Source organism: Mycobacteriales bacterium (assembly GCA_035533475.1).
In the GTDB taxonomy this organism is placed as follows: Bacteria; Actinomycetota; Actinomycetes; order DATLTS01; family DATLTS01; genus DATLTS01.
In genome coordinates this window covers 34961-54839 of record DATLTS010000059.1, presented here as the reverse complement: position 1 = coordinate 54839, position 19879 = coordinate 34961, and the positions used below count along the sequence as shown (strand labels likewise).

Below are 19879 nucleotides of genomic sequence, written 5' to 3'. Positions count from 1 at the left end.
CGGCCATCACGCGGGCGTAGTTTGCGCCCCGGTCACCAGCAGACGCACCACGTCACGGACAGAAAGCATGCCGACGATATCGGGGCCCTCGCAGACGACGAGGTGACGGAATCCGCCACTGAGCATGCTCTGTGCCGCGCGGTCGAGCGGCCAGTCCGGAGACGCGACGACGATGTCGCTCGTCAGATGGTCCCCGACCCGCTCGATGTCCGGATCCTGCCCCTGCGCGAGCGCATCGAGGATGTCCCGCTCGGTGAGGATCCCCGGCTCTCCCTTGTCGGGATCGGTGACGACCGCGGCGCCGACCCGGCGGGCGGACATCAGCCGGGCGGCTTCGCGCAGCGTATGCGTCGGACCCACGGTCAACACCACCGTGCTCATCCCGTCCCGCACCTGCATGTGCCACCTCCAGGCCATGATCTCCGGACCTCGAGACTAGGCAGCGGATCCGGTCTTGGAAAGAGGACTGCCCCGCTACTCTCGGACGTACTCGTTCCAGGTCTTGTACCGGTCAAGCTCGGCGCGGGTTGCTTGACCGAACAAATCGAGCAGATGCCTGGTCACCGTGCCCGGCTTCCCATCCCCCACGGGACGGTCGTCGACCTCGATGAGCGGCACCATCTCGGCGGCCGTTCCGGTGAAAAATGCCTCGTCGGCAAGGTAGAGATCGCTACGGACCAGCGTGGCCTCCACGACCTCCAGACCCTCGTCTCGGGCTATCGTCATGACCGAATCGCGAGTGATCCCCGCGAGGGCCCCGTCGACCAGCGGTGGGGTGACGAGCCGGCGGCCATAAACGCAGAAAATGTTCTCGCCGGAGCCCTCGGCGATCGCCCCGGTGGGCGTGAGCATGATGCACTCGTCATAACCGGCCTTGATCGCGGCCACCTTCGCGAGGCTCGAATTGATGTACTGCCCGGTGGCCTTGCCGGCAGGGGGAATGGTGTTGGCCCCGATCCGCTCCCAGCTAGACACGACGGCCCGGCAACCCCGCTCCGCCGCCTCTGCGCCGAGGTAGGCACCCCAGGGCCAGCACGCGATGGCGACCGCCGGCTTGCTCGGCAGCGGGTTGAGCCCCATCTCGCCGTAGCCCAGGTAGATCAGCGGACGGATATAGCAGGCATCGATCGCATTGCGCCGGACCAGGTCCTTCGTGACCGCGGTCAACTGCTCGGGCGTGAAGTCCACGTCCATCATGTAGATCCGCGCCGAACGGAACAACCGCTCGATGTGCTCGGTCAGCCGGAACACCGCCGGCCCCCGCGGCGTGGCATACGCGCGAATCCCTTCGAAGACCCCCCAGCCGTAATGCAGCGTGGGATTCAGCACGTGAATCTTCGCCTCGTCCCACGGGACGAATTCCCCGTCCATCCAGATCCACTCGGTGGGAGTGATGGGCATCGCCGGCTCCTCGGGGGGTCGCAGGGTATTCAGTATCGCAAACGGGCATGATCGGCGGTGAGCGGACTTCGGCGCCGGACCTGGGAGGTCATGGGGATGGATCACGGAATGACGGCGGGTCATCGGCTCGGACGCCGGCTCGGAGTAGTGGGCTTGGTCCTGGTGCTCGCCGGCTGCGGAGGTAGCGGAAAATCGGGCCCGAGTGCGCAGCAGCAGGTCACAACGGCCTGGGAGACGTTCTTCTCGGCCGCCAGCACCGTCGCGCAGAAAGTCGCTCTGCTCCAAGACGGGACCGCGTTTACCGCATTCATCACCGCCCAGGAGCGAAACCCGTCGTTGAGCCATGTCACGTCGAAGGTCACCGCGGTTACGATCACCGGAAGCTCGGCCAACGTGACCTACACGGTTCAGCTCAGCGCCAAAGCGTCGTTCGGGCCGCTCACCGGCACGGCCGTAGAAGTCGGCAGCACCTGGCTGGTCAGCAAGGCCACCTTCTGCGGCCTGGTCCAGCTAGAGGTCAGCCGGGCTCAGGTTCCGATCGCCTGCTCGGCTTGACGGTCATCCGGCCAGAGCGAGCTCGACCAGCGCATCGCCGATTTCCACCGTGCTGCGGGGCGCGAATTCGCCGCGCCGGGCCAGGTCTGTGGCTACCGCGGCCTCCACCGTGTTCGCCGCCTCGGTGTGCCCTAGATGGCCGAGCAGCAGTGCCACGCTCAGTACGGCCGCGGTGGGGTCCGCGACCCCGAGGCCGGCGATGTCCGGCGCGCTGCCATGCACCGGCTCGAACATGCTCGGCGCGCTCCGCTCGAGGTTGAGGTTGCCGCTCGCCGCCAGCCCCATCCCACCGGCGATCGCGGCCCCCAGATCGGTAAGGATGTCGCCGAACAGGTTGTCCGTGACCAGTACGTCGAACCGCTCCGGTTGCGTGACCAGGTACAGGCAGGCCGCGTCGACATGGCAGTAGTCAACCTCGACACCGGGAAATTCGGGCATCAGGTCCTCGACGGTGCGAGTCCACAACGCGCCGGCATGAGTCAGGACGTTCGTCTTGTGCACGAGGGTCAGTCGCCGCCGGGGCCGCTCGGCGGCTCGGCGGAACGCATCCCGGACCACGCGCTCGACGCCGAAGCGCGTATTGACGCTCTCCTCGGCAGCCACCTCCTGTGGCGTGCCCGGGCGAAGCACCCCGCCCACCCCGGCGTACGGGCCTTCCGTTCCCTCCCTGACCACCACAAGATCGACCTGCTCGGTCCGGATCCCGGCCAGCGGGGTGCGCACCCCTGGGTAGAGCTTGACCGGACGAAGGTTTACCGCGTGATCCAGCGCGAACCGCAGCCGGAGCAAGAGGCCACGCTCGAGCACCCCGCTGGGCACCGACGGATCGCCGACCGCGCCGAGCAGGATCGCGTCGTGCCCACGTAGCTCGGCCAGCACCGAGTCGGGCAGCGTCTCGCCAGTGGCATGCCACCGGCGAGCGCCCAGCTCGTAGCTCGTCGTCGCGAGGGGCAGAGCCAGGGCGGCGGCCACGGCGGAGAGCACCTTGACGCCCTCCGCCACGACTTCCGGCCCGATCCCGTCGCCGGGAACCAGTGCGATCTTCATGGTTTGTCCGTGCGATGGCGGACGGCGGTCCCGGACACCACCTTGTTGATCGCATGCAGGAAGGCGCGGGCGCTGGCTTCGACGACATCGGTGGACACGCCGCGTGCGCTCACTTGCTGGCCGGCGACCTCCACCTGAACCGCGACGTCCCCCACCGCATCGGTACCGGGCGTCACGGCCGCGACCTGGAACGCGAGCAGACGCGCGTCGACACCGACCGCCTTGGAGACCGCGTTGCAGGCGGCATCGATCATGCCGTCGCCGGTGGCATCCGCCTCGGACGTCTCCTCCGACCGGGTCAGGCGCACGGTGGCCCGCGGGGCGGTGTCCGTGCCGCCGGCCACGGCCAACCACTCGAAGGTCCAGACCCCGCCTGCGACCTCCTCCGCGGACTCCTCGGTGGCGAGGGCCACGAGATCCGCGTCGGTCAACGAGACCTTGCGGTCCGCGAGCTCCTTGAATCGGCCGAACGCCCGATCGAGCCCGACCGAGTCGAGTCGGATGCCGAGCGACGCCAGGGCGTCCACAAACGCGTGCCGGCCGGAATGCTTGCCGAGCACGATGCGGTTGCCGGCCAGCCCGATGTCCTCCGGATTCATGATCTCGTAGGTGGTCCGCTCCATGAGGACCCCGTGCTGATGGATGCCGCTCTCATGGCTGAAGGCGTTGCCGCCGACGACCGCTTTGTTCGGCTGCACCGGATAGCCGGAGAGCATGGATACCAAGCGCGAGGTCCGGGCGATCTCCCGGCTGTCGACACCGGTGGTCAGCGCCAGACTGGGCTGATGCGTCCGAAGCGCCATCACGACCTCCTCGAGCGCCGCGTTGCCGGCCCGTTCCCCGATCCCGTTCACGCAGACCTCGACCTGCCGGGCGCCGGCCCGCAGCGCGGCCAAGGAATTCGCGGTGGCCAGACCCAGGTCGTTGTGGCAGTGCACGCTCCAGGTCACCCGATCCGCCCCGGGGACCTGCCCGCGGAGCTGGTCGAGGATCTCGACGAACTCCTGGGGCAGGACGAATCCGACGGTGTCCGGGACGTTGATCGTCGTGGCACCGTTGGCGATCACGGTCGTGAAGATCTCGACAAGGAAGTCGAGCTCGGTCCGGGTTGCATCCTCGGCCGAGAACTCCACGTCCGGGCAGAGCGCGGCGGCCTGAGCGACGGCCCGGGCGGCCTCGGCCAGAACCTGGTCGCGCGTCATCCGCAGCTTCTTGTCGCGGTGCACCGGTGAGGTGGAGATGAAGGTGTGGATCCGTGGGCGCTCGGCACCACGGATCGCCTGCCAGGCGCGGTCGACATCCTCGGGCCTGGTCCGGCAAAGCGCCGCGACCCCGCTCCCCTTGACCGTCTCCGAGATGGCCTGAACGCCGTCGAAGTCGCCTTCGCTGGCTGCCGGGAACCCGGCCTCGATGACGTCCACGCCGAGTCGGGCCAACTGCTCGGCTATTTCAACCTTCTCGCTGACGCTGTACGCGATCCCTGGTGACTGCTCGCCGTCCCGGAGGGTGGTGTCGAAGACGACGACGCGTTCGGTGGTGTCCATGTGAGCTTTGCTCCTCTGTCGAGACGGGGGCCAGCGCCTCACCCGCGACAGGGAGCCGGCCGATCAGGCCCTGTCGCGGCGACGAAGGAGCAGCAATCCGTCCATGACCCGAGCAGCATAACCGTCAGCGTTCGCCGAGGTCGACCGCGTATGTCGCTGTCGACCCGATCGAGACGCCGATCTCAGCGAGCGTCGCCTGTGGGACGGCGGAGTCCACGGTTAGGGCCATCAGCGCGTCGCCGCCCGCCGAACGGCGACTCACCTGCATGCTCGCGATGTTCACACCGGCCGACCCGAGCACGTTGCCGACCGTTCCCACCACGCCCGGACGGTCGGAGTACACGAAGAACGCCAGGTGCGCCACCGGCACGAGGTCCAGGTCGAATCCGTTGACCTCGGTGAGCTTCTCGATGTGCCGCGGCCCCGACAGGGTCCCCGAGACGGAAACCTCGCCGCGGTCAGGCATCGTCCCTCGGATGGTCAGCAGGTTGCGGTAATCGGGACTCTCCGCAGCCGTCAGGAGACCCACGGCAAGCCCGCGTTCGTCGGCGAGAAGCGGTGCGTTGACGTAGGTGACGGCCTCCTCGACGACATCGGCGAAGATCCCTTTTAGCGCCGCGAGTTGGAGGACGCTGACGTCGAATGAGGCAATCTCGCCGCGAACTTCGACCGTGACACTGCTGGCGACCCCGCCCGCCACCGCGGTAAAGACCCTGCCCAAGGTCTCCATCAGGCCAAGGCCGGGTCGCACCTCCTCGGGCACGATCCCCCCGGCCTGGACGTTGACCGCGTCCGGGACGAACTCACCCTCGAGGGCGAGCTTCACCGACCTCGCCACGGCGAGGCCGGCCTTGTCCTGAGCCTCGGTGGTCGATGCGCCCAGGTGTGGAGTGACGACAACGCTCTCCGAGGCGAACAGCGGCGAGTCCGTGCACGGCTCGGTGGCGAAGACGTCGAACCCGGCCCCCGCCACTCGGCCGTCCTTGATCGCCACCGCGAGGGCATGCTCGTCGATCAGGCCCCCCCGGGCCGCATTCACGATGATGACGCCGGGGCGGCACAGTGCGAGCTCGCGCTCCCCGATCAGACCTAGCGTCTCCGGTGTCTTCGGCAGGTGGATCGAAATGAAGTCGCTCTCGCGGAGAAGCTCGTCGAGCTCCACGAGCCGCACGCCGATCTGAGCCGCGCGGGCGGCCGGAACGTAAGGGTCGTAGGCGATCAGCCGAGTGCCGAAGGCGGAAATGCGCTGGGCGAAGAGGACTCCGATGCGGCCGAGGCCGACGACCCCTACCGTCTTGTCGGTGACTTCGGTCCCGGTGAAGCGGGACCGTTTCCACTCACCCGACTTCAGGCTCGCATTGGCGACGGGGATATGCCGGGCCGCGGCCAGCAGTAGAGCTACGGCGTGTTCGGCAGCCGAGACGATGTTCGACGTCGGCGCGTTGACGACCAGGACACCGCGGGCGGTGGCCGTCGTGACGTCGACGTTGTCGAGCCCGATACCGGCCCGGGCGACCACCTTGAGCCGTTGCGCAGCGGCCAGGGCTTCGGCGTCGATCTGGGTCGCGCTACGGACGATTACCGCGTCGACGTCGGCGATGGCCGGCAGCAGCGCGGCGCGCTCACTGCCGTCGACATGGCGCAGCTCGAAATCCGCTTCGAGCACGGCGAGGGCTGCCGGTGCGAGTTCTTCGGCGATCAGGACGATGGGCTGGCTCAACAGACACCTTCAAGGACGATGCGGAACGCTCGGCAGCGCCACAGGTCCGCTGCGACCGGCTCCGTCGCCGGTGGCCTCGACTCCGGTGGCTTCGAGCTCGAGAGCTGAGTCTACCGGGCACCTGCACGGCCCCCGATCTCCCTGGCCCTGTCCACAATCCGGCGACGGCCACTCGTCGGCGACGGCGCAACGCGGCACGCTCGGCAGATGAATTCCCCGTTGCTCACCGTGGCGCGCCAGCAAGGCGGGCTGGTGACGTACCGGCAGGCGCGCGGACTGGGTTGGTCCCGTTCCTCACTGGACCGGTTCCTGGCTGGGATGGGCTGGACCCGGGTCATCGACGGGGTCTACCTGGAACCGGGCCGGACCGTGGACTTCCCGCTCGAGATTCGGGCGCGACAGCTCGCGAATCCCGACCTGGTCGCGGCTCGCTCGGCCGCCGCCGTGGTCCTTGGCGTTGCCGGGTTACGGCCCCGACTGGAGTTCATCTCAGGTGACGCCGGGCACCGCTCGGCCCGCGGGATGGTTCATCGGGAAGCCCTGCGGCCGGACGAAGTCACCGTCGTCGACGGCATCCGGGCGACGACACCGCTGCGGACCGTGCTCGACGTGCTCCGCCACTGCTTGTCCGGTGACGGCGCGGTTGCCGTACTCGACTCGGCGCTGCGCTCCGGCAGTGTCCAACTGGACGCGATCGCCGCTGGGCTCATCGACGCACGCGCACGCCGTGGCGTGGTTACCGCCTGGCGACGTTTCGCGGCGGCCGACCCGAAGGCCGAGTCGGTGCTCGAGACGCTGGCCAGGCTGCGGATGAGAGAAGCTGGAATGCGGCCACTCTCCCAAGTCCTGGTCCCCACCGCGAACGGCCGCCAGGTTCGACTGGACTTCCTCGTGGACGGCGTGGGCGTCGAACTGGAGGGTGCACGCTACCACGGTGGGATCGTCGAGCATCAGCAGGACGTCCGCCGTTTCAACCTGATCGCCGGCGCCGGCCAGGGCATCCCGATCCTGCGCTTCACCTGGGACGACGTCGTCCGCCATCCGGTCGCCATGGTGGCGACGATCAGGGCGACCATCGCCGGGTTGCCGTCCGCGAGACAGCCCATCGCCAACCCGAGTGGGCGGTTGTGTTGATCGCCCATGCGTCGAGTGGGCGGTTGTGTTGATCGCCCATGCGTCGAGTGGGCGGTCTGCACCGCGCAAGCCGCCCACTCGCGGCGAGCCACCGGGATGGGCGGCGGCTACTGCTCGATCCAGGACATCAGCGGGCGCAGCCGGCCGCCGACCTGCTCGACTGGATGGGCCGCGCCCTCGGCGCGGTACTTCGTGAACTGCGGCCGTCCCGCGTCGTCCTCCGCCACCCACTCGCGCGCGAACGCGCCGTCCTGGATCTCGCCGAGGATGTGCTTCATCTCCGCCTTCGTCGCGTCCGTGACGATCCGCGGTCCGCGGGTGTAGTCCCCGTACTCCGCCGTGTCCGAGACCGACCAGCGCATCTTGGCGAGCCCACCCTCGTACATGAGGTCCACGATGAGCTTGAGTTCGTGCAGGCACTCGAAGTACGCCACCTCAGGCTGATACCCAGCTTCAACGAGGGTCTCGAAGCCGGCCTGGACGAGTGCGGAAGCGCCGCCACAGAGCACCGCCTGCTCGCCGAACAGGTCTGTCTCGGTCTCCTCGGCGAAGGTGGTCCGCAGCGCACCGGCCCGGGTGCCTCCGATCGCCTTGGCGTAGGACAACGTGAGCGCAAGCGCGGACCCGCTGGCGTCTTGGTCGACCGCAACGAGCACCGGCACGCCCCGGCCTTCGACGAACTGGCGGCGGACCAGGTGGCCCGGCCCCTTCGGCGCGACCATGCAGACGTCGACGCCCGCGGGGGGCGTGATGTAGCCGAATCGGATGTTGAAGCCGTGCCCGAAGAACAGAGCGGAGCCCGGCCGCAGGGCCGGCTCGATCGCAGCCTTGTAGAGATGGCGCTGCACGGTGTCCGGCGCAAGCACCATGATCAGATCGGCCTCGGCGCAGGCCTGCTCGGGGGTGAGCACGCGCAGCCCCTCCGCCTCCGCCGCGGCCCGGCTGCCCGAACCTTCGGGCAGGCCGATCCGGACGTCCGCCCCGGAGTCACGCAGCGACAGGGCGTGGGCGTGCCCCTGGCTGCCGTAGCCCAGGACGGCGATCTTCCGGGCATTGACCAGGTCGAGCGAGGCGTCCGCGTCGTAGTAGATCTCGGTCATCGTGTGCAGGTCCTTTCCTGGGATCGGGGTTGGCGCTCAGGCGGTGCGTTCGGCGCTTCGCAGGTTCCGGTCGGTGATCGAGCGCGACCCGCGGCTCAAGGCCACCATCCCGGACTGCACGAGCTCACAGATGCCGAAGGGCTCGAGAACGCGAATCAAGGCGTCGAGCTTGTCGCTCGTGCCGGTCGCTTCGACCGCGACCGCGTCGGCGGACACGTCGACCACCTTGGCCCGGAACAGCTGCACGGTCTCGAGCACGTGGGATCGGGTCTCCAGGTCGGCCCGCACCTTGACGAGGAGCAGCTCGCGCTGCACTGCGGCGTCCGGCGCCAGCTCAACGATCTTGATCACGTTCACCAGTTTGTTCAGCTGCTTGGTCACCTGCTCGAGCGGCAGGTCATCGACGCGCACGACGATGGTCATCCGTGACACGTCAGAATGCTCGGTCGGCCCGACCGCAAGGGAGTCGATGTTGAATCCCCGGCGGGAGAAGAGCCCCGCGACCCGGGCCAGGACACCCGGGCGGTTCTCGACGAGGACGGAAAGGGTGTGTCGCGCTTCGGTCATAGGTCGTCCTTCTCCCAGTCCGGAGCAAGATCGCGGGCGACCTTGATCTCGTCGTTTCCGGTTCCCGCGGCGACCATCGGCCAGACCATGGCGTCGGGCTGCACGACGAAGTCGATGACGACCGGGGCGTCGTCGATGGCCATTGCCTTCTCGATCGTCGCGTCCACGGAGTCCGGGGTTTCGCAGCGCAGACCGACACATCCCATCGCCTCGGCCAGCCGCACGAAGTCGGGCAGGCGGCGCCGCCCGAGGTCGGTGTTGGAGTAGCGCCCGTCGTAGAAGAGGGTCTGCCACTGGCGGACCATGCCGAGGCTGCCGTTGTTGATGACCGCAACCTTGATCGGGATCCCTTCCACCGCGCAGGTAACCAGCTCCTGATTGGTCATCTGGAAACACCCGTCACCGTCGATGGCCCAGACCAGGGCGTCCGGTCGACCCGCCTTGGCGCCCATGGCCGCCGGGACCGCGTACCCCATCGTCCCCAGGCCGCCGGAGTTGAGCCAGGTGTAGGGATTCTCGTAACGGACGAACTGGCTCGCCCACATCTGGTGCTGCCCGACACCCGCGACGTAGAGCGCCTCCGGCCCCGCGATCTCACCGATCCGCTCGATGACGTACTGCGGGGCCAGCGAGCCGTCCGTAGGTGACTCGTACCCCAGCGGGTAGGTGCCGCGCCAACTCTCCAACGTCCGCCACCAGCCCGTGAGATCGGCCTGGCGACCCTCGGAGTGTTCAGTCCGGATCGCCACCACCAGCTCGGCGATGACCTCGCGCGCGTCGCCGACGATCGGAACGTCGGCGACTCGGTTCTTCGAGATCTCCGCAGGGTCGATGTCGGCGTGGATGACCGTCGCGTGCGGGGCGAAGGTCGACAACTTGCCGGTGACCCGGTCGTCGAAGCGAGCGCCGAGGGCCACGATCACATCGGCCCGCTGAAGCGCGCCTACCGCCCCGACCGCTCCGTGCATACCGGGCATGCCCAGGTGCTGCGGATGGGAGTCGGGGAAGGCGCCTCTGGCCATCAACGTGGTGACGACGGGAGCCCCGGTCAGCTCGGCGAGTAGGCGTAGTTCGGCTGCCGCCCGCGCCTTCAGCACTCCCCCGCCCACGTAGAGCACCGGCCGCAGGGCGCCGGAGATGATCCGGGCCGCTTCTCGAACCTGGCGGGCATGCGGCCTCGTGGTGGGCCGGTAGCCGGGCAGCTCCATTGTGGGCGGCCAGACGAAGCTGGTCGCTGCCTGGAGGATGTCCTTGGGCAGGTCGACGAGGACCGGGCCGGGGCGGCCCGTGGACGCGATGTGGAAGGCCTCGGCGATGACCCTCGGGATGTCGTCCGCCGACTGCACCAGATAGTTGTGCTTGGTGATCGGCATGGTGATGCCGCAGATGTCGGCTTCCTGAAAAGCGTCGGTGCCGATCGCGGACGAGGGAACCTGACCGGTGATCGCGACGATCGGCACGGAGTCCATGTACGCGTCGGCGATCGGGGTGACGAGGTTCGTGGCCCCGGGTCCGCTGGTGGCCATGCAAACCCCGACCCGGCCGGTCGCCTGGGCATAGCCCTCGGCCGCGTGCCCGGCGCCCTGCTCGTGGCGGACCAGGATGTGCCGGACCGTCGTCGAGTCGAAGAGCGGGTCATATGCGGGCAGGATGGCGCCCCCCGGGATGCCGAAGACGATGTCGGCTCCAACCGCTTCGAGAGCTCGGACGAGCGACTGCGCCCCGGTGATCTGCTCGGACATCGTGACGGCCCTTCAGGTGGCAACAAAAAACCCCTCGTGCGCCGATGGCACGGGGGGTAGCGCGTCAGCTGAGACAGGTCAGCTGGCGCGCCGGATAACTACGATGAATCGTGAGTGCACGAAGCAAGAGTGCCGCAGCCGGAGCAGCACGTCAACCCGTAGACCGAATGTCTCGAATAGCGAGACGCGCTGGATTCAGTACCCGCCGGCGTGCACCACGTTCTCCAGCGGCTGCCCGGACAGGTACCGGTCCAGCTGCCGGCGGGCGAGCGCATACGCCCGGGGTCGAGCCAGCGGCGTAGAGCCCGCGACGTGCGGGGTGAGCAGAAGGCCGGGCGCCGTCCACAACGGATGGCCGGCCGGGAGCGGCTCCGGGTCGGTGACGTCGATGGCGGCACGCAACCGCCCCGCACGCAGCTCAGCCAGGAGCGCATCCGTGTCGACCACCGGGCCGCGGGCGGCGTTGACCAGAAGGGCGCCGTCGCGCATGCGACGGAGGAAGCTCGCGTCCACCAGCCCGCGGGTTTGCGCGGTCAGGGGGACCAGCAGCACGACGACGTCCGCGCCGGGCAACCGATCGGCCAGCTCGTCGAGTCCGCCGACCCCCGGTCTGGAGTGGCGTGCGATGCGGTCGATCGTGACCTCGAAACCGCCCAGCCGGGCCTCGACGCCGGCTCCGATCGACCCGTATCCGACGATCAGCACGGTCGAGCCGGCGAGGGTCGGGGTTCCACGGCGCTCCCACCGGCCGGCATGTTGGGCGAGGACGAAGCGCGGAAGCTCACGAAGTTGAGCGAGGATGACGGCGACCACCCACTCCGCGGTGCTCGCGGTGTGCGCGCCGCGGGCGGTGCACACGGTGACCCCCGCCGGGACGTACGGCAGCACCGCTTCCGCCCCGGCAGTCAGCAACTGGACCAGGCGCAGCCGGGGCAACTCGCGCAGGTCGGCGAGCCGGTCGCCCGCGGCGAGGAACGGCAGGACGACGACCTCTACCTCCGACGCCGAGGCCGGCAGCGCGCCGGTGCCCGGCCAGACATCGGCCGCGACGCCCGCGGGTAGACCGCCCATCGCCGCCACCGAGCCGGGCTCGGGAAGCCAAACCCTGAGCGCGGCTACCTCTGCGCCCGGCGACGACGGAAGCCGAAACCGCCGAGGGCCGCCGCGCCGCTGACGAGGGCTGCCGCCCCGAGCCAGGTAAGCCCGCGCCGGTCGGTCAGCGGGCCGCGACTCGTCGCGTTCCGCGCGGCGAGACCAGACGTCGCCGGGACACTGTGGACCGTCGCCGGCAGCGCCGCCTCGGCCAGGGTTCTGGCCGGCACCCGCCGGGCGGGTGCGCTCGTCCGGTGGGCCGCAGCCAGCTCATGTGCCCGGACCGCGTAAGCCGGGACCGGCATACCGGCGAAGACCTGGGTGGAAACCGACGGCACCTGCCCCTTCGCCGACCGGGCGTTCACGAACAGCATGTAGGGGCCGGGCGGCACGACATCCGGGCCCGGGATCGCGACCCGGAGAGCCTCGGCCGAGCGTCCCACGATCCGCAGGTCGACCGTGCGCTGGTCGCCGTCGACGAGATGGGTGAGCGAAGGGTTGCGGACCAGTGCCACCGTGCTGATCCGGGCTGCGTCCGGGGTCGAGATGGTGGCCACCTGGTCATAGCTCAGCCGCTCCGGCGCCTGCTCGATCGTGGGCCTCGGCACGCGGTAGGAGAAGTACGGCGGGTAGTAGATCTGGAAGGTCGGGTCGCTCTCGGCTTTCGACAGCCCGATCGCGGTTCCCTGGTCGGTCTGGAACGCGTACCCGGTGGCGATCGGCGCGTGACCGCCGACCAGCACGCTCCCGTCCGGCAGCAGCACGGCCGTATTGTGGTAGGTCCGGCCATGCGTCTCGGTCGCGGCAACCTGCCAGGTCCGCGTGTTCGGGTTGTACAGCTCCGCCTGGGTCACCGGCGTCCCGGAGCCCGGCGCGACGACTTCGTCGCGGTTGGCGCCATTGACCGCGAAGACCTCACCGTCGGGCAGCACGACTCCGGTGCTGTACCAGCGCGCGTTGTTGAGGGCGCCGGTCGCGGTGCTCGTGAAAGCGTCGCCGTGCGCGGTGTCGATCGTGTCCAGCGTCGAGGTGTTGGTTGCCAGATAGGTGCCGGGGGTGACCCCGATCACCCCACCCGCGGCGAGGAAGGAGGCCGTCGGGTACTTCCCCGCGGCATTCGGCGCCAGCGGGAGCATGACGTCGAACCCGGAGCCTCGGAACCCCAGTGGCAGGCCGCCGATCGTGGGAACGCCGACGTCGGTCCACGTCTTCGCGCTCGGGTCGTAGACGCTCGCCATATTCCATAGCGCCTCGTCGTAGGACTGTCCGTCCGGGTTGAACGTCTGACCGGCCGCGTCATAGAACACCTTGCCGTCCGGGAGCAGGTGCAGCCGCGGGAACAGCGGCAGCGACTTGTCCGCGGTCGTCCCGTTGTAGGACCAGGTACCAGTCGCGGTGTCGTAGGTCTCGGTCTGCTTGACGTTTGTTCCGGAGTTCGTCGGGCTGTTCGGGTAGATGGGCTTGATCAGCTTGGTAACCCCGCTCGCGACGAAGACATTGCCGCTCGGCAGCGTGACCAGCGACGGGTACCACCGGCCGTAGCCCATGTTCCCGGAAAACGTCCAGTTGTTCGTCGCCGGGTCGTACAGGCGGGTGACCCGCAGACCCTCGAGCTCGCTGACACCGTAGGGCACCCCCGAGACCCCGGGCTCCAGGTAGTAGGCGGTACCGCCGGCGGACATCAGGTCGCCGTTGGCGAGCTGGACCAGAGACGAGCAGAACAGGTCGCTGTCGTTGTTCGTCGCGTCGTTGTTGTGCGGCACGACCGGCAGGTAGTCCCCGGCACCGCTGTTCGGATTGGTGCCTCCGTCGACGGGCTTGGGCAAAGCCCAGTGCGGCCCGCCTGGACCGAGCGTGAGCAACCGACTCTGGTCGTTTTGGGCCACGTTGCCGAACTCCGCGACGACGTTGTACTGGACCCGGTTCATGCCCTCCAGGCCGTCCCAGTAGAGCTCCGAACCGTTCGGCAGCACCGCGACCGCCATCGCGGCCGGTTTGCAGTTCGGCGCGCCGTCCCGAGCGGTGCAGTCGATGTCACCGGCGAGGCTCGACGGCTCCTCGAACAACGGACCGAAGGAACCGGTAGACGCTGCCTCGGGGGCGGCCGCCACAGCCGGCACCGCCGCCCCGGACAGCCCTGCCACCGCGAGCACCAGCGCGAAGAGACCGGATTTGCGCATGACCGCCTCCCAAGTCCGTCATCGGCAATGAGCCCCACTCAAGGGCCCAGCCCCCGACGTAGCTTCTGGGTAACAGATTCGACATCGAAGGCTGCCCGGCTATGTGCTGAGAGCACAGTTCTCCCGGTCGGAATCTGTGCGTTCCCACCGTGACGTACCGACAGCAGTTGTGCCTGGGGTCTAGTCTGGGCGGCATGGACGCTCGCGGCTGGCCCAGCTCGGGGGTGGGGACGCTGGGCCTGGAGTTGCTTGGCGATCTTTCCCGGCTGACCGACCGCCTGGTTCAGGAAATCCAGCGGGATGACGGTCGGTACGAGGCGGAGCGGGTTGCCGACACCGACCTGTGGGGCTCCTGCCACGACAATCTGGCCCGGGTGCTTCAGACGCTGACCGGCACCGTTCCCGCCGGGGCGGACCCGTGGGATGCCCCACGGGCGACCGGTCGGCGGCGGGCCCAGCAAGGGATGCCGCTCGAATCCGTCCTGCATGCCTACCGGCTCGGCGGCCGGATCATCTGGGAGAGCCTGGTCGAGGCGGGACGACGCAACCCGAAGGTCGACGTGCTGACCCTGCTCGACGGGGCGACCGGCGTTTGGGAGGTGGTCGACCGGTTCTCCTCGGCCGTGAGCGACGCGTACCGGGCCACCGAAACCGAGCTCGCCCAGCGGCTCGGACATCGCCAGCAGGCCCTGCTCGACGCCCTCGTCGAAGGACACGGCCGCGACGTGGCGGTCAGCGCGGAGGCGGCCCGGGCCCTCGAGCTGCCCGAGAGCGGCGGGTACCTCGTCGTCACCGCGGCCTACGACCCGGCGACGGCCGACCTGCCCCGCTCACCGCGGGACGCGCTTGCCGTCCGCGGTCTCCGCTCGGCCTGGCGGATCCGGGCCGACCGGGAGGTCGGGATAGTGGCCGTCGGCCCGGCCGGGGCGGCGGCCACGGTCGATCTGCTCCGCCGGCTCGTGCCGGGTCGGGCCGGGATTTCCTCCGAGGTCGCCGGCCTGGCCGAGATCGGGCAGGGCTACCGGCTCGCCGAGACCGCGCTGCGAACGTTGGCACCCGGCGAGCGCGGGGTGGCCTGGCTGGACGACCGGCTGCCCGAGGCGCTCGTCGTCGGCTCGCCCGAGCTCTCCGGCCGGCTGGCCCGACAGACCTTCGGCGACCTGCTCGACCTGCCACGACCCGAGCGCGAGGTGCTGCTCGGCACCTTGGATGCCTGGTTCGCCGCCGGCGGGTCGCCGACTCGAGCGGCCGAGCGGCTGTACTGCCATCGCAACACAGTGCTGAATCGGCTCCGCCGGGTCGAGTCGCTCATCGGCCGCCCGCTCGCCACCACCCGCTCCAACGTCGGCTACGCCCTGGCCCTGATGGCACTGCGCCTGCTCGACCCACCGCAACCGGCGGCCGGCTGAGCCTGCGCCTTCAGCGGGTGGTTCGACGGCGCCGGATCGCCGTGACGGCGGCCGTGACCGCGGCCGCGGCCCCGACCGCAGGCCAGAGCAGCGGAACGCCGCCGCCCGCGGAGCCGGACCCGGGCGCCGCGGCGACCGCCGGCCGCCACTGGATCGCCCCGATCAGCGCGGTCCGAGCTCCGTCGACGATGAGCGGGATACGCCAGGTCCGGACCGTGGCTGCCCGATTGGGGTCCGGCGGGGCCTCCGCGGGGTAGCTCAGCCGGGGGTCGAGCCAATCGACCGTACGGGCGACAGACAGCCGTCGCCATTGCTGGCCGGGTGTGGTCCTGGGCGGCGAGTTCCCCCGTGCCTGCTGGTCGATCGCCCAGCTCCGGCTTGCGGTGTTGACCTCGACACCGGTCGGACCGAGGCGCAGGAACGGGGCGCCGTCGATACCGATGACGATTACCGGCGTTCCGGCCGGGTCGCCGAGAAAGACCCCGGGCAGTCGGCCCTGGAGGATGCTCGCGGTCAACCCGGCGGGTACGTGGCTGGCGGTGACAAGGAAGCCACCGAGGTCCGGGTAGAACTCGAAGTGCCCGGACAGCGTGACGGGCTGGCTTCCGTAGCGCAGCGGTACCGTCCAGGACTGGAAGCCGAGCGGGGCGGTAGCCGATGCGGCCCTGGATGGCAACGCCAGCCCGCTCGTACCCACCCGGGCGTCGTACCAGCCCCAGGCATCATCTGCGCTCACCCGGGCCCAATGCGGTGCGGCGCCCGCGTGCACACCGGCCGGCAGGGAGCCACCTCCGCCCGGGACGTTCGACTCGTACCAGTCCGGGTCGGCGACGTTCGCGAGTACGCCCGCCCGGCTGATCCGCAGGAATGGCACCCCGTCGGTCGCAATGACCTCGAGGACGGTGCTGGTCGGGTTCGCCGCGACCAGCTGGTCGTCGAGGCTCACCTGCGCCTGGACGACGACACCGGCTGGCAACGCCGGGCTCACCCGGTCGAGGACGGCGACGATCTGCGGGTTGGGACCGTCGGCGAACGACGCGGGCCAAGGGCCGAACCCGAGCAGGGCGACGGCGGCGAGAAGCCGGATCATGACCCGTCGGCGTCGAGCCGCTCGAGAACCAACCGGCGGACCCGGGCCGCGTCGGCCTGCCCCCGGGTGGCTTTCATGACCACGCCCACGAGGGCCTGGGCGGCCGCCACCTTGCCGGCCCGGATCTTCTCCGCGATCTCCGGGTTCTCCGAGATCGCCTGGTCGACGATCCCGCCGAGCTCACCCTCGTCGGTCACGACGGCGAGCCCGCGGGCCGCGATGACCTCGTCGGGGGAGCCCTCACCGGCGAGCACGCCGTCCACGACCTGGCGGGCCAACGGGTTGGTCAACCGGCCGCTAGTCACCGCCGCGATGACAGCGGCCAGCTGAGCGGGATCGATCCCGAGCTCGGCCGGCTCGACCCCCTGGGTGTTGGCCCGCTCGGCGAGATAGGCGAGCCACCACTTGCGTGACTCGTCGGCGGACGCCCCGGCACCGATCGTCGCATCGACCAACTCGAGCACGCCCGCGTTCACCATCTGTTCGACGTCGATGGCGCTGAAGCCGTGCTCGGCGGCGAGCCGGGCCCGCCTCGCTGCCGGAAGTTCCGGAAGCGCCGCCGCGATGTCGGCCAGCCACTCCCGCGTCGGTGCGATCGGGACGAGGTCCGGTTCCGGGAAATAGCGGTAGTCCTCGGCCTGCTCCTTACTCCGGCCCGGCGTCGTGGTACCGGTGTCCTCGTGGAAGTGCCGGGTCTCCTGCCTGACCCGTCCCGCCGAATCCAGCACGGCGGCCTGGCGCTCGATCTCGTACCGGACCGCGCGTTCCACCGAGCGCAGCGAGTTGACGTTCTTGGACTCGGTGCGCGTCCCGAGCGCGGCATTCGGATCTTCCCGAAGCGACACGTTGACATCGCAGCGCAGCGAGCCTTGCTCCATCCGCACGTCGGACACCCCGAGTGCGCGGACGAGGTCGCGGATCGCGGTTACGTAGGCCCGGGCGACCACCGGCGCATCGGCACCGGTGCCCGCGATCGGACGGGTGACGATCTCGACCAGCGGGATCCCGGCCCGGTTGTAGTCCACGAGCGAATGCGTAGCACCTTGAATCCGTCCCGTGCTCCCCCCGACGTGGAGGGACTTTCCGGTGTCCTCCTCGAGGTGGACCCGTTCGATCTCCACCCGGTGCGTGCGACCTTCGGTCTCCACCTCGAGCCACCCGCCGGTGCACAGCGGTTCGTCGTACTGCGAGATCTGGAAGTTCTTCGGCATGTCCGGGTAGAAGTAGTTTTTCCTGGCCAACCGGCACCAGGAGGCGATCTCGCAGTGCAGCGCCAGGCCGATGAGAACGGTGGCCCGGATCGCCTCGCGGTTGGCCACCGGCAGCGACCCGGGGAGCCCGAGACAGGTGGGGCAGACCTGGGTGTTCGGTTCAGCGCCGAAAGCGGTTGGGCAGCCGCAGAACATCTTCGAGGTGGTCCCCAATTCGACATGCGTCTCGAGCCCGAGTACCGGGTCGTAGCGACGCACGGCGTCGGCGTAATCCACCAGTGCGATGGTCACAGGACCGGCGCCTCCTCGACCAGGAGGTGTCCCCAGCGCTCGGTCAGCGCACCCTCGAGGGCAGCTCCGACCCGGTAGACCCGGTCGTCGGCCAGCGCGGGCGCCATCACCTGCAACCCCACGGGCAGCCCGTCGTCGGCCGAACGGCCGACCGGAACGGAGATCGCCGCGTTGCCGGCGAGATTCGACGGGATCGTCGCCAGGTCGGCCAGGTACATAGCCATCGGGTCGTCGACGCGCTCGCCGAGCGGGAACGCCGTCGTGGGGGTGGTCGGTGACACCAGCACGTCCACCTGTTCGAAAGCCGCCGCGAAGTCTCGGCCGATCAGCGTCCGGACCTTCTGCGCCTGCCCGTAATAGGCGTCGTAGTAGCCGCTGGACAGCGCATACGTGCCGAGGATGATCCGACGCTTGACCTCGGGACCGAAACCAGCGGCCCGGGTCGCGGCCATCACCTGCTCGGCACTGGCGACGCCGTCGTCTCCCACCCGCAGCCCGTAGCGCATCGCGTCGAAGCGGGCCAGGTTGCTAGAGCATTCGCTCGGCGCGATCAGGTAGTAAGCGGGCAGCGCGAAGGCGAAGTGCGGGCACGAGACCTCGTGGATCTCGGCACCCAGCTTGTCGAGCAGGGCCACCGCGTCGCCGAAAGCAGCCTGGACACCGGGCTGGTAGCCCTCGCCGGACAGCTCGCGGACGATACCCACCCGGAGGCCCTTGATGTCGCCGGAACGCGCGGCCACGACGACCGGGGAGACCGGTGCGTCGATCGAGGTCGAGTCCATCGGGTCGTGGCCCGCGATCGCCTCGTGCAACATGGCCGCATCGAGCACGGTTCGCGCCAGCGGGCCGACCTGGTCGAGGGAGGAGGAGAACGCGATCAGCCCGTAGCGGCTCACGGCCCCGTAAGTGGGCTTGCCGCCCACGATGCCGCAGACGGCGGCTGGCTGCCGGATCGAGCCCCCGGTGTCGGTCCCGAGCGCCAGCGGAGCGAGAAACCCCGACACCGCGGCCGCCGACCCGCCGGATGAGCCACCGGGCACCCGGGATAGATCCCATGGGTTGTGAGTTGGGCCGAAAGCCGAGTTCTCCGTCGACGAGCCCATCGCGAACTCGTCCATGTTCGTCTTGCCGACGATCACGACCCCGGCGGCGCGCAGCCGGCGCACGACCGTCGCATCGTAGGGCGGCCGCCAACCCTCGAGGATCTTGGAGCCCGCCGTGGTCGGCACACCGCGCTGTACGAGGACGTCCTTGAGCGCGAGTGGCACCCCCGCCAGTGGGCCGAGGAGCTCGCCCCTACCGCGCGCATCGTCGACGGCGCGGGCGGCGGCGAGGGCTCCTTCCACATCGAGGTACAGGAACGCGTTCAGTTTCGGGCCCACCACCGAGATTCGGTCGAGGTGGGCCTGGGTCACTTCCACCGAGGACACCTCGCCGGACGCCATCCGGGCCGCGAGCTCGGTCGCCGTCGACCGGGTGAGCTCGGTCACTCCCCGTCCAGGATTCTCGGGACACGGAACCGGCCACCCTCGGCCGCGGGAGCGGCCGCAAGGAGCTCGGCACGGTCGAGCGACCCGGTCACGACGTCCGGCCGGAAGACATTCGTCAGCGGCACCGCGTGCGAGGTCGGCGGGATATCGGCGGCTGCCACCTCGGCAACCCGGGCGACGGAAGTCAGAATGACCTCCAGCTGGCTCGACACGGCATCCAGCTCCGCACTGCTCAGGTCGATCCGCGCGAGACGGGCGAGGTGTTCGACCTCGGCCCGGGTGATGGCCGCCATACCACCGATCCTA

The 19879-nt window shown here is 69.6% G+C and carries 17 protein-coding genes; 3 read left to right on the top strand and 14 right to left on the bottom strand.

Translation table 11 applies throughout. The features are described 5' to 3' along the window. Window positions 1–6 precede the first annotated feature (6 nt). Entirely contained in the window at window positions 7–399 is a 393-nt protein-coding gene (locus VNG13_14785; GenBank protein HVA61782.1) for a CBS domain-containing protein, read from the bottom strand. A 75-nt stretch (window positions 400–474) separates the two neighbouring features. Next, window positions 475–1401, bottom strand: coding sequence for a branched-chain-amino-acid transaminase (gene ilvE, locus VNG13_14780; GenBank protein ID HVA61781.1), 927 nt, complete (start codon window positions 1399–1401; stop codon window positions 475–477). A 57-nt stretch (window positions 1402–1458) separates the two neighbouring features. Here ilvE and VNG13_14775 point away from each other — a divergent pair, with 57 nt between their 5' ends. After that, entirely contained in the window at window positions 1459–1956 is a 498-nt protein-coding gene (locus VNG13_14775; GenBank protein HVA61780.1) for a hypothetical protein, read from the top strand. 3 nt (window positions 1957–1959) lie between these two features. Here the strand turns inward: VNG13_14775 and VNG13_14770 are convergent, their stop codons facing one another. The 3 genes from VNG13_14770 to serA form a co-directional block, all read right to left on the bottom strand. Beyond that, a complete protein-coding gene (locus VNG13_14770; GenBank protein ID HVA61779.1) occupies window positions 1960–3003 on the bottom strand; it encodes a 3-isopropylmalate dehydrogenase in 1044 nt (347 codons plus the stop codon). Next, window positions 3000–4547 (bottom strand): 2-isopropylmalate synthase, encoded by a 1548-nt coding sequence (locus VNG13_14765; protein ID HVA61778.1) that lies wholly within the window; start codon window positions 4545–4547, stop codon window positions 3000–3002. Before VNG13_14765 ends, VNG13_14770 begins: the two co-directional genes overlap by 4 nt. A 124-nt stretch (window positions 4548–4671) precedes the next feature. Beyond that, the gene (gene serA / locus VNG13_14760) at window positions 4672–6267 is read right to left on the bottom strand and encodes a phosphoglycerate dehydrogenase (protein HVA61777.1); all 1596 of its coding nucleotides are present in this window, start codon (window positions 6265–6267) and stop codon (window positions 4672–4674) included. A 207-nt stretch (window positions 6268–6474) separates the two neighbouring features. Here serA and VNG13_14755 point away from each other — a divergent pair, with 207 nt between their 5' ends. Then, window positions 6475–7401, top strand: coding sequence for a type IV toxin-antitoxin system AbiEi family antitoxin domain-containing protein (locus VNG13_14755; GenBank protein ID HVA61776.1), 927 nt, complete (start codon window positions 6475–6477; stop codon window positions 7399–7401). A 107-nt stretch (window positions 7402–7508) separates the two neighbouring features. Here VNG13_14755 and ilvC read toward each other — a convergent pair whose 3' ends face one another. The 5 genes from ilvC to VNG13_14730 all read right to left on the bottom strand — a co-directional run bounded on the left by ilvC (window position 7509) and on the right by VNG13_14730 (window position 14082). Continuing rightward, on the bottom strand, window positions 7509–8501 hold the full coding sequence (ilvC, locus tag VNG13_14750) for a ketol-acid reductoisomerase (protein HVA61775.1): 993 nt from the start codon (window positions 8499–8501) through the stop codon (window positions 7509–7511). 36 nt (window positions 8502–8537) lie between these two features. Then, a complete protein-coding gene (gene ilvN, locus VNG13_14745; protein HVA61774.1) occupies window positions 8538–9068 on the bottom strand; it encodes an acetolactate synthase small subunit in 531 nt (176 codons plus the stop codon). Beyond that, on the bottom strand, window positions 9065–10810 hold the full coding sequence (locus tag VNG13_14740; GenBank protein ID HVA61773.1) for an acetolactate synthase large subunit: 1746 nt from the start codon (window positions 10808–10810) through the stop codon (window positions 9065–9067). The genes ilvN and VNG13_14740 overlap by 4 nt, the downstream gene beginning before the upstream one ends. Window positions 10811–11005: 195 nt before the next feature. Then, the gene (locus VNG13_14735; GenBank protein HVA61772.1) at window positions 11006–11881 is read right to left on the bottom strand and encodes a 2-hydroxyacid dehydrogenase; all 876 of its coding nucleotides are present in this window, start codon (window positions 11879–11881) and stop codon (window positions 11006–11008) included. 44 nt (window positions 11882–11925) lie between these two features. After that, a complete protein-coding gene (locus VNG13_14730) occupies window positions 11926–14082 on the bottom strand; it encodes a galactose oxidase-like domain-containing protein (GenBank protein ID HVA61771.1) in 2157 nt (718 codons plus the stop codon). Between the two features lie 194 nt (window positions 14083–14276). On the opposite strand from VNG13_14730, the gene VNG13_14725 reads away from it, so the two are divergent. Beyond that, window positions 14277–15491: a helix-turn-helix domain-containing protein gene (locus tag VNG13_14725; protein HVA61770.1), complete on the top strand. Its 1215-nt coding sequence runs from the start codon at window positions 14277–14279 to the stop codon at window positions 15489–15491. 10 nt (window positions 15492–15501) lie between these two features. On the opposite strand, the gene VNG13_14720 is transcribed toward VNG13_14725, so the two are convergent. Genes VNG13_14720 through gatC form a run of 4 tightly spaced genes read right to left on the bottom strand, consistent with a single transcriptional unit; the run spans window position 15502 to window position 19866 of the window. After that, the gene (locus VNG13_14720; GenBank protein HVA61769.1) at window positions 15502–16581 is read right to left on the bottom strand and encodes a hypothetical protein; all 1080 of its coding nucleotides are present in this window, start codon (window positions 16579–16581) and stop codon (window positions 15502–15504) included. Then, window positions 16578–18083: an Asp-tRNA(Asn)/Glu-tRNA(Gln) amidotransferase subunit GatB gene (gene gatB, locus VNG13_14715; GenBank protein ID HVA61768.1), complete on the bottom strand. Its 1506-nt coding sequence runs from the start codon at window positions 18081–18083 to the stop codon at window positions 16578–16580. The genes VNG13_14720 and gatB overlap by 4 nt, the downstream gene beginning before the upstream one ends. After that, on the bottom strand, window positions 18080–19573 hold the full coding sequence (gene gatA / locus VNG13_14710) for an Asp-tRNA(Asn)/Glu-tRNA(Gln) amidotransferase subunit GatA (GenBank protein HVA61767.1): 1494 nt from the start codon (window positions 19571–19573) through the stop codon (window positions 18080–18082). The genes gatB and gatA overlap by 4 nt, the downstream gene beginning before the upstream one ends. Beyond that, window positions 19570–19866: an Asp-tRNA(Asn)/Glu-tRNA(Gln) amidotransferase subunit GatC gene (gene gatC, locus VNG13_14705; protein ID HVA61766.1), complete on the bottom strand. Its 297-nt coding sequence runs from the start codon at window positions 19864–19866 to the stop codon at window positions 19570–19572. Before gatC ends, gatA begins: the two co-directional genes overlap by 4 nt. Window positions 19867–19879 lie beyond the last annotated feature (13 nt).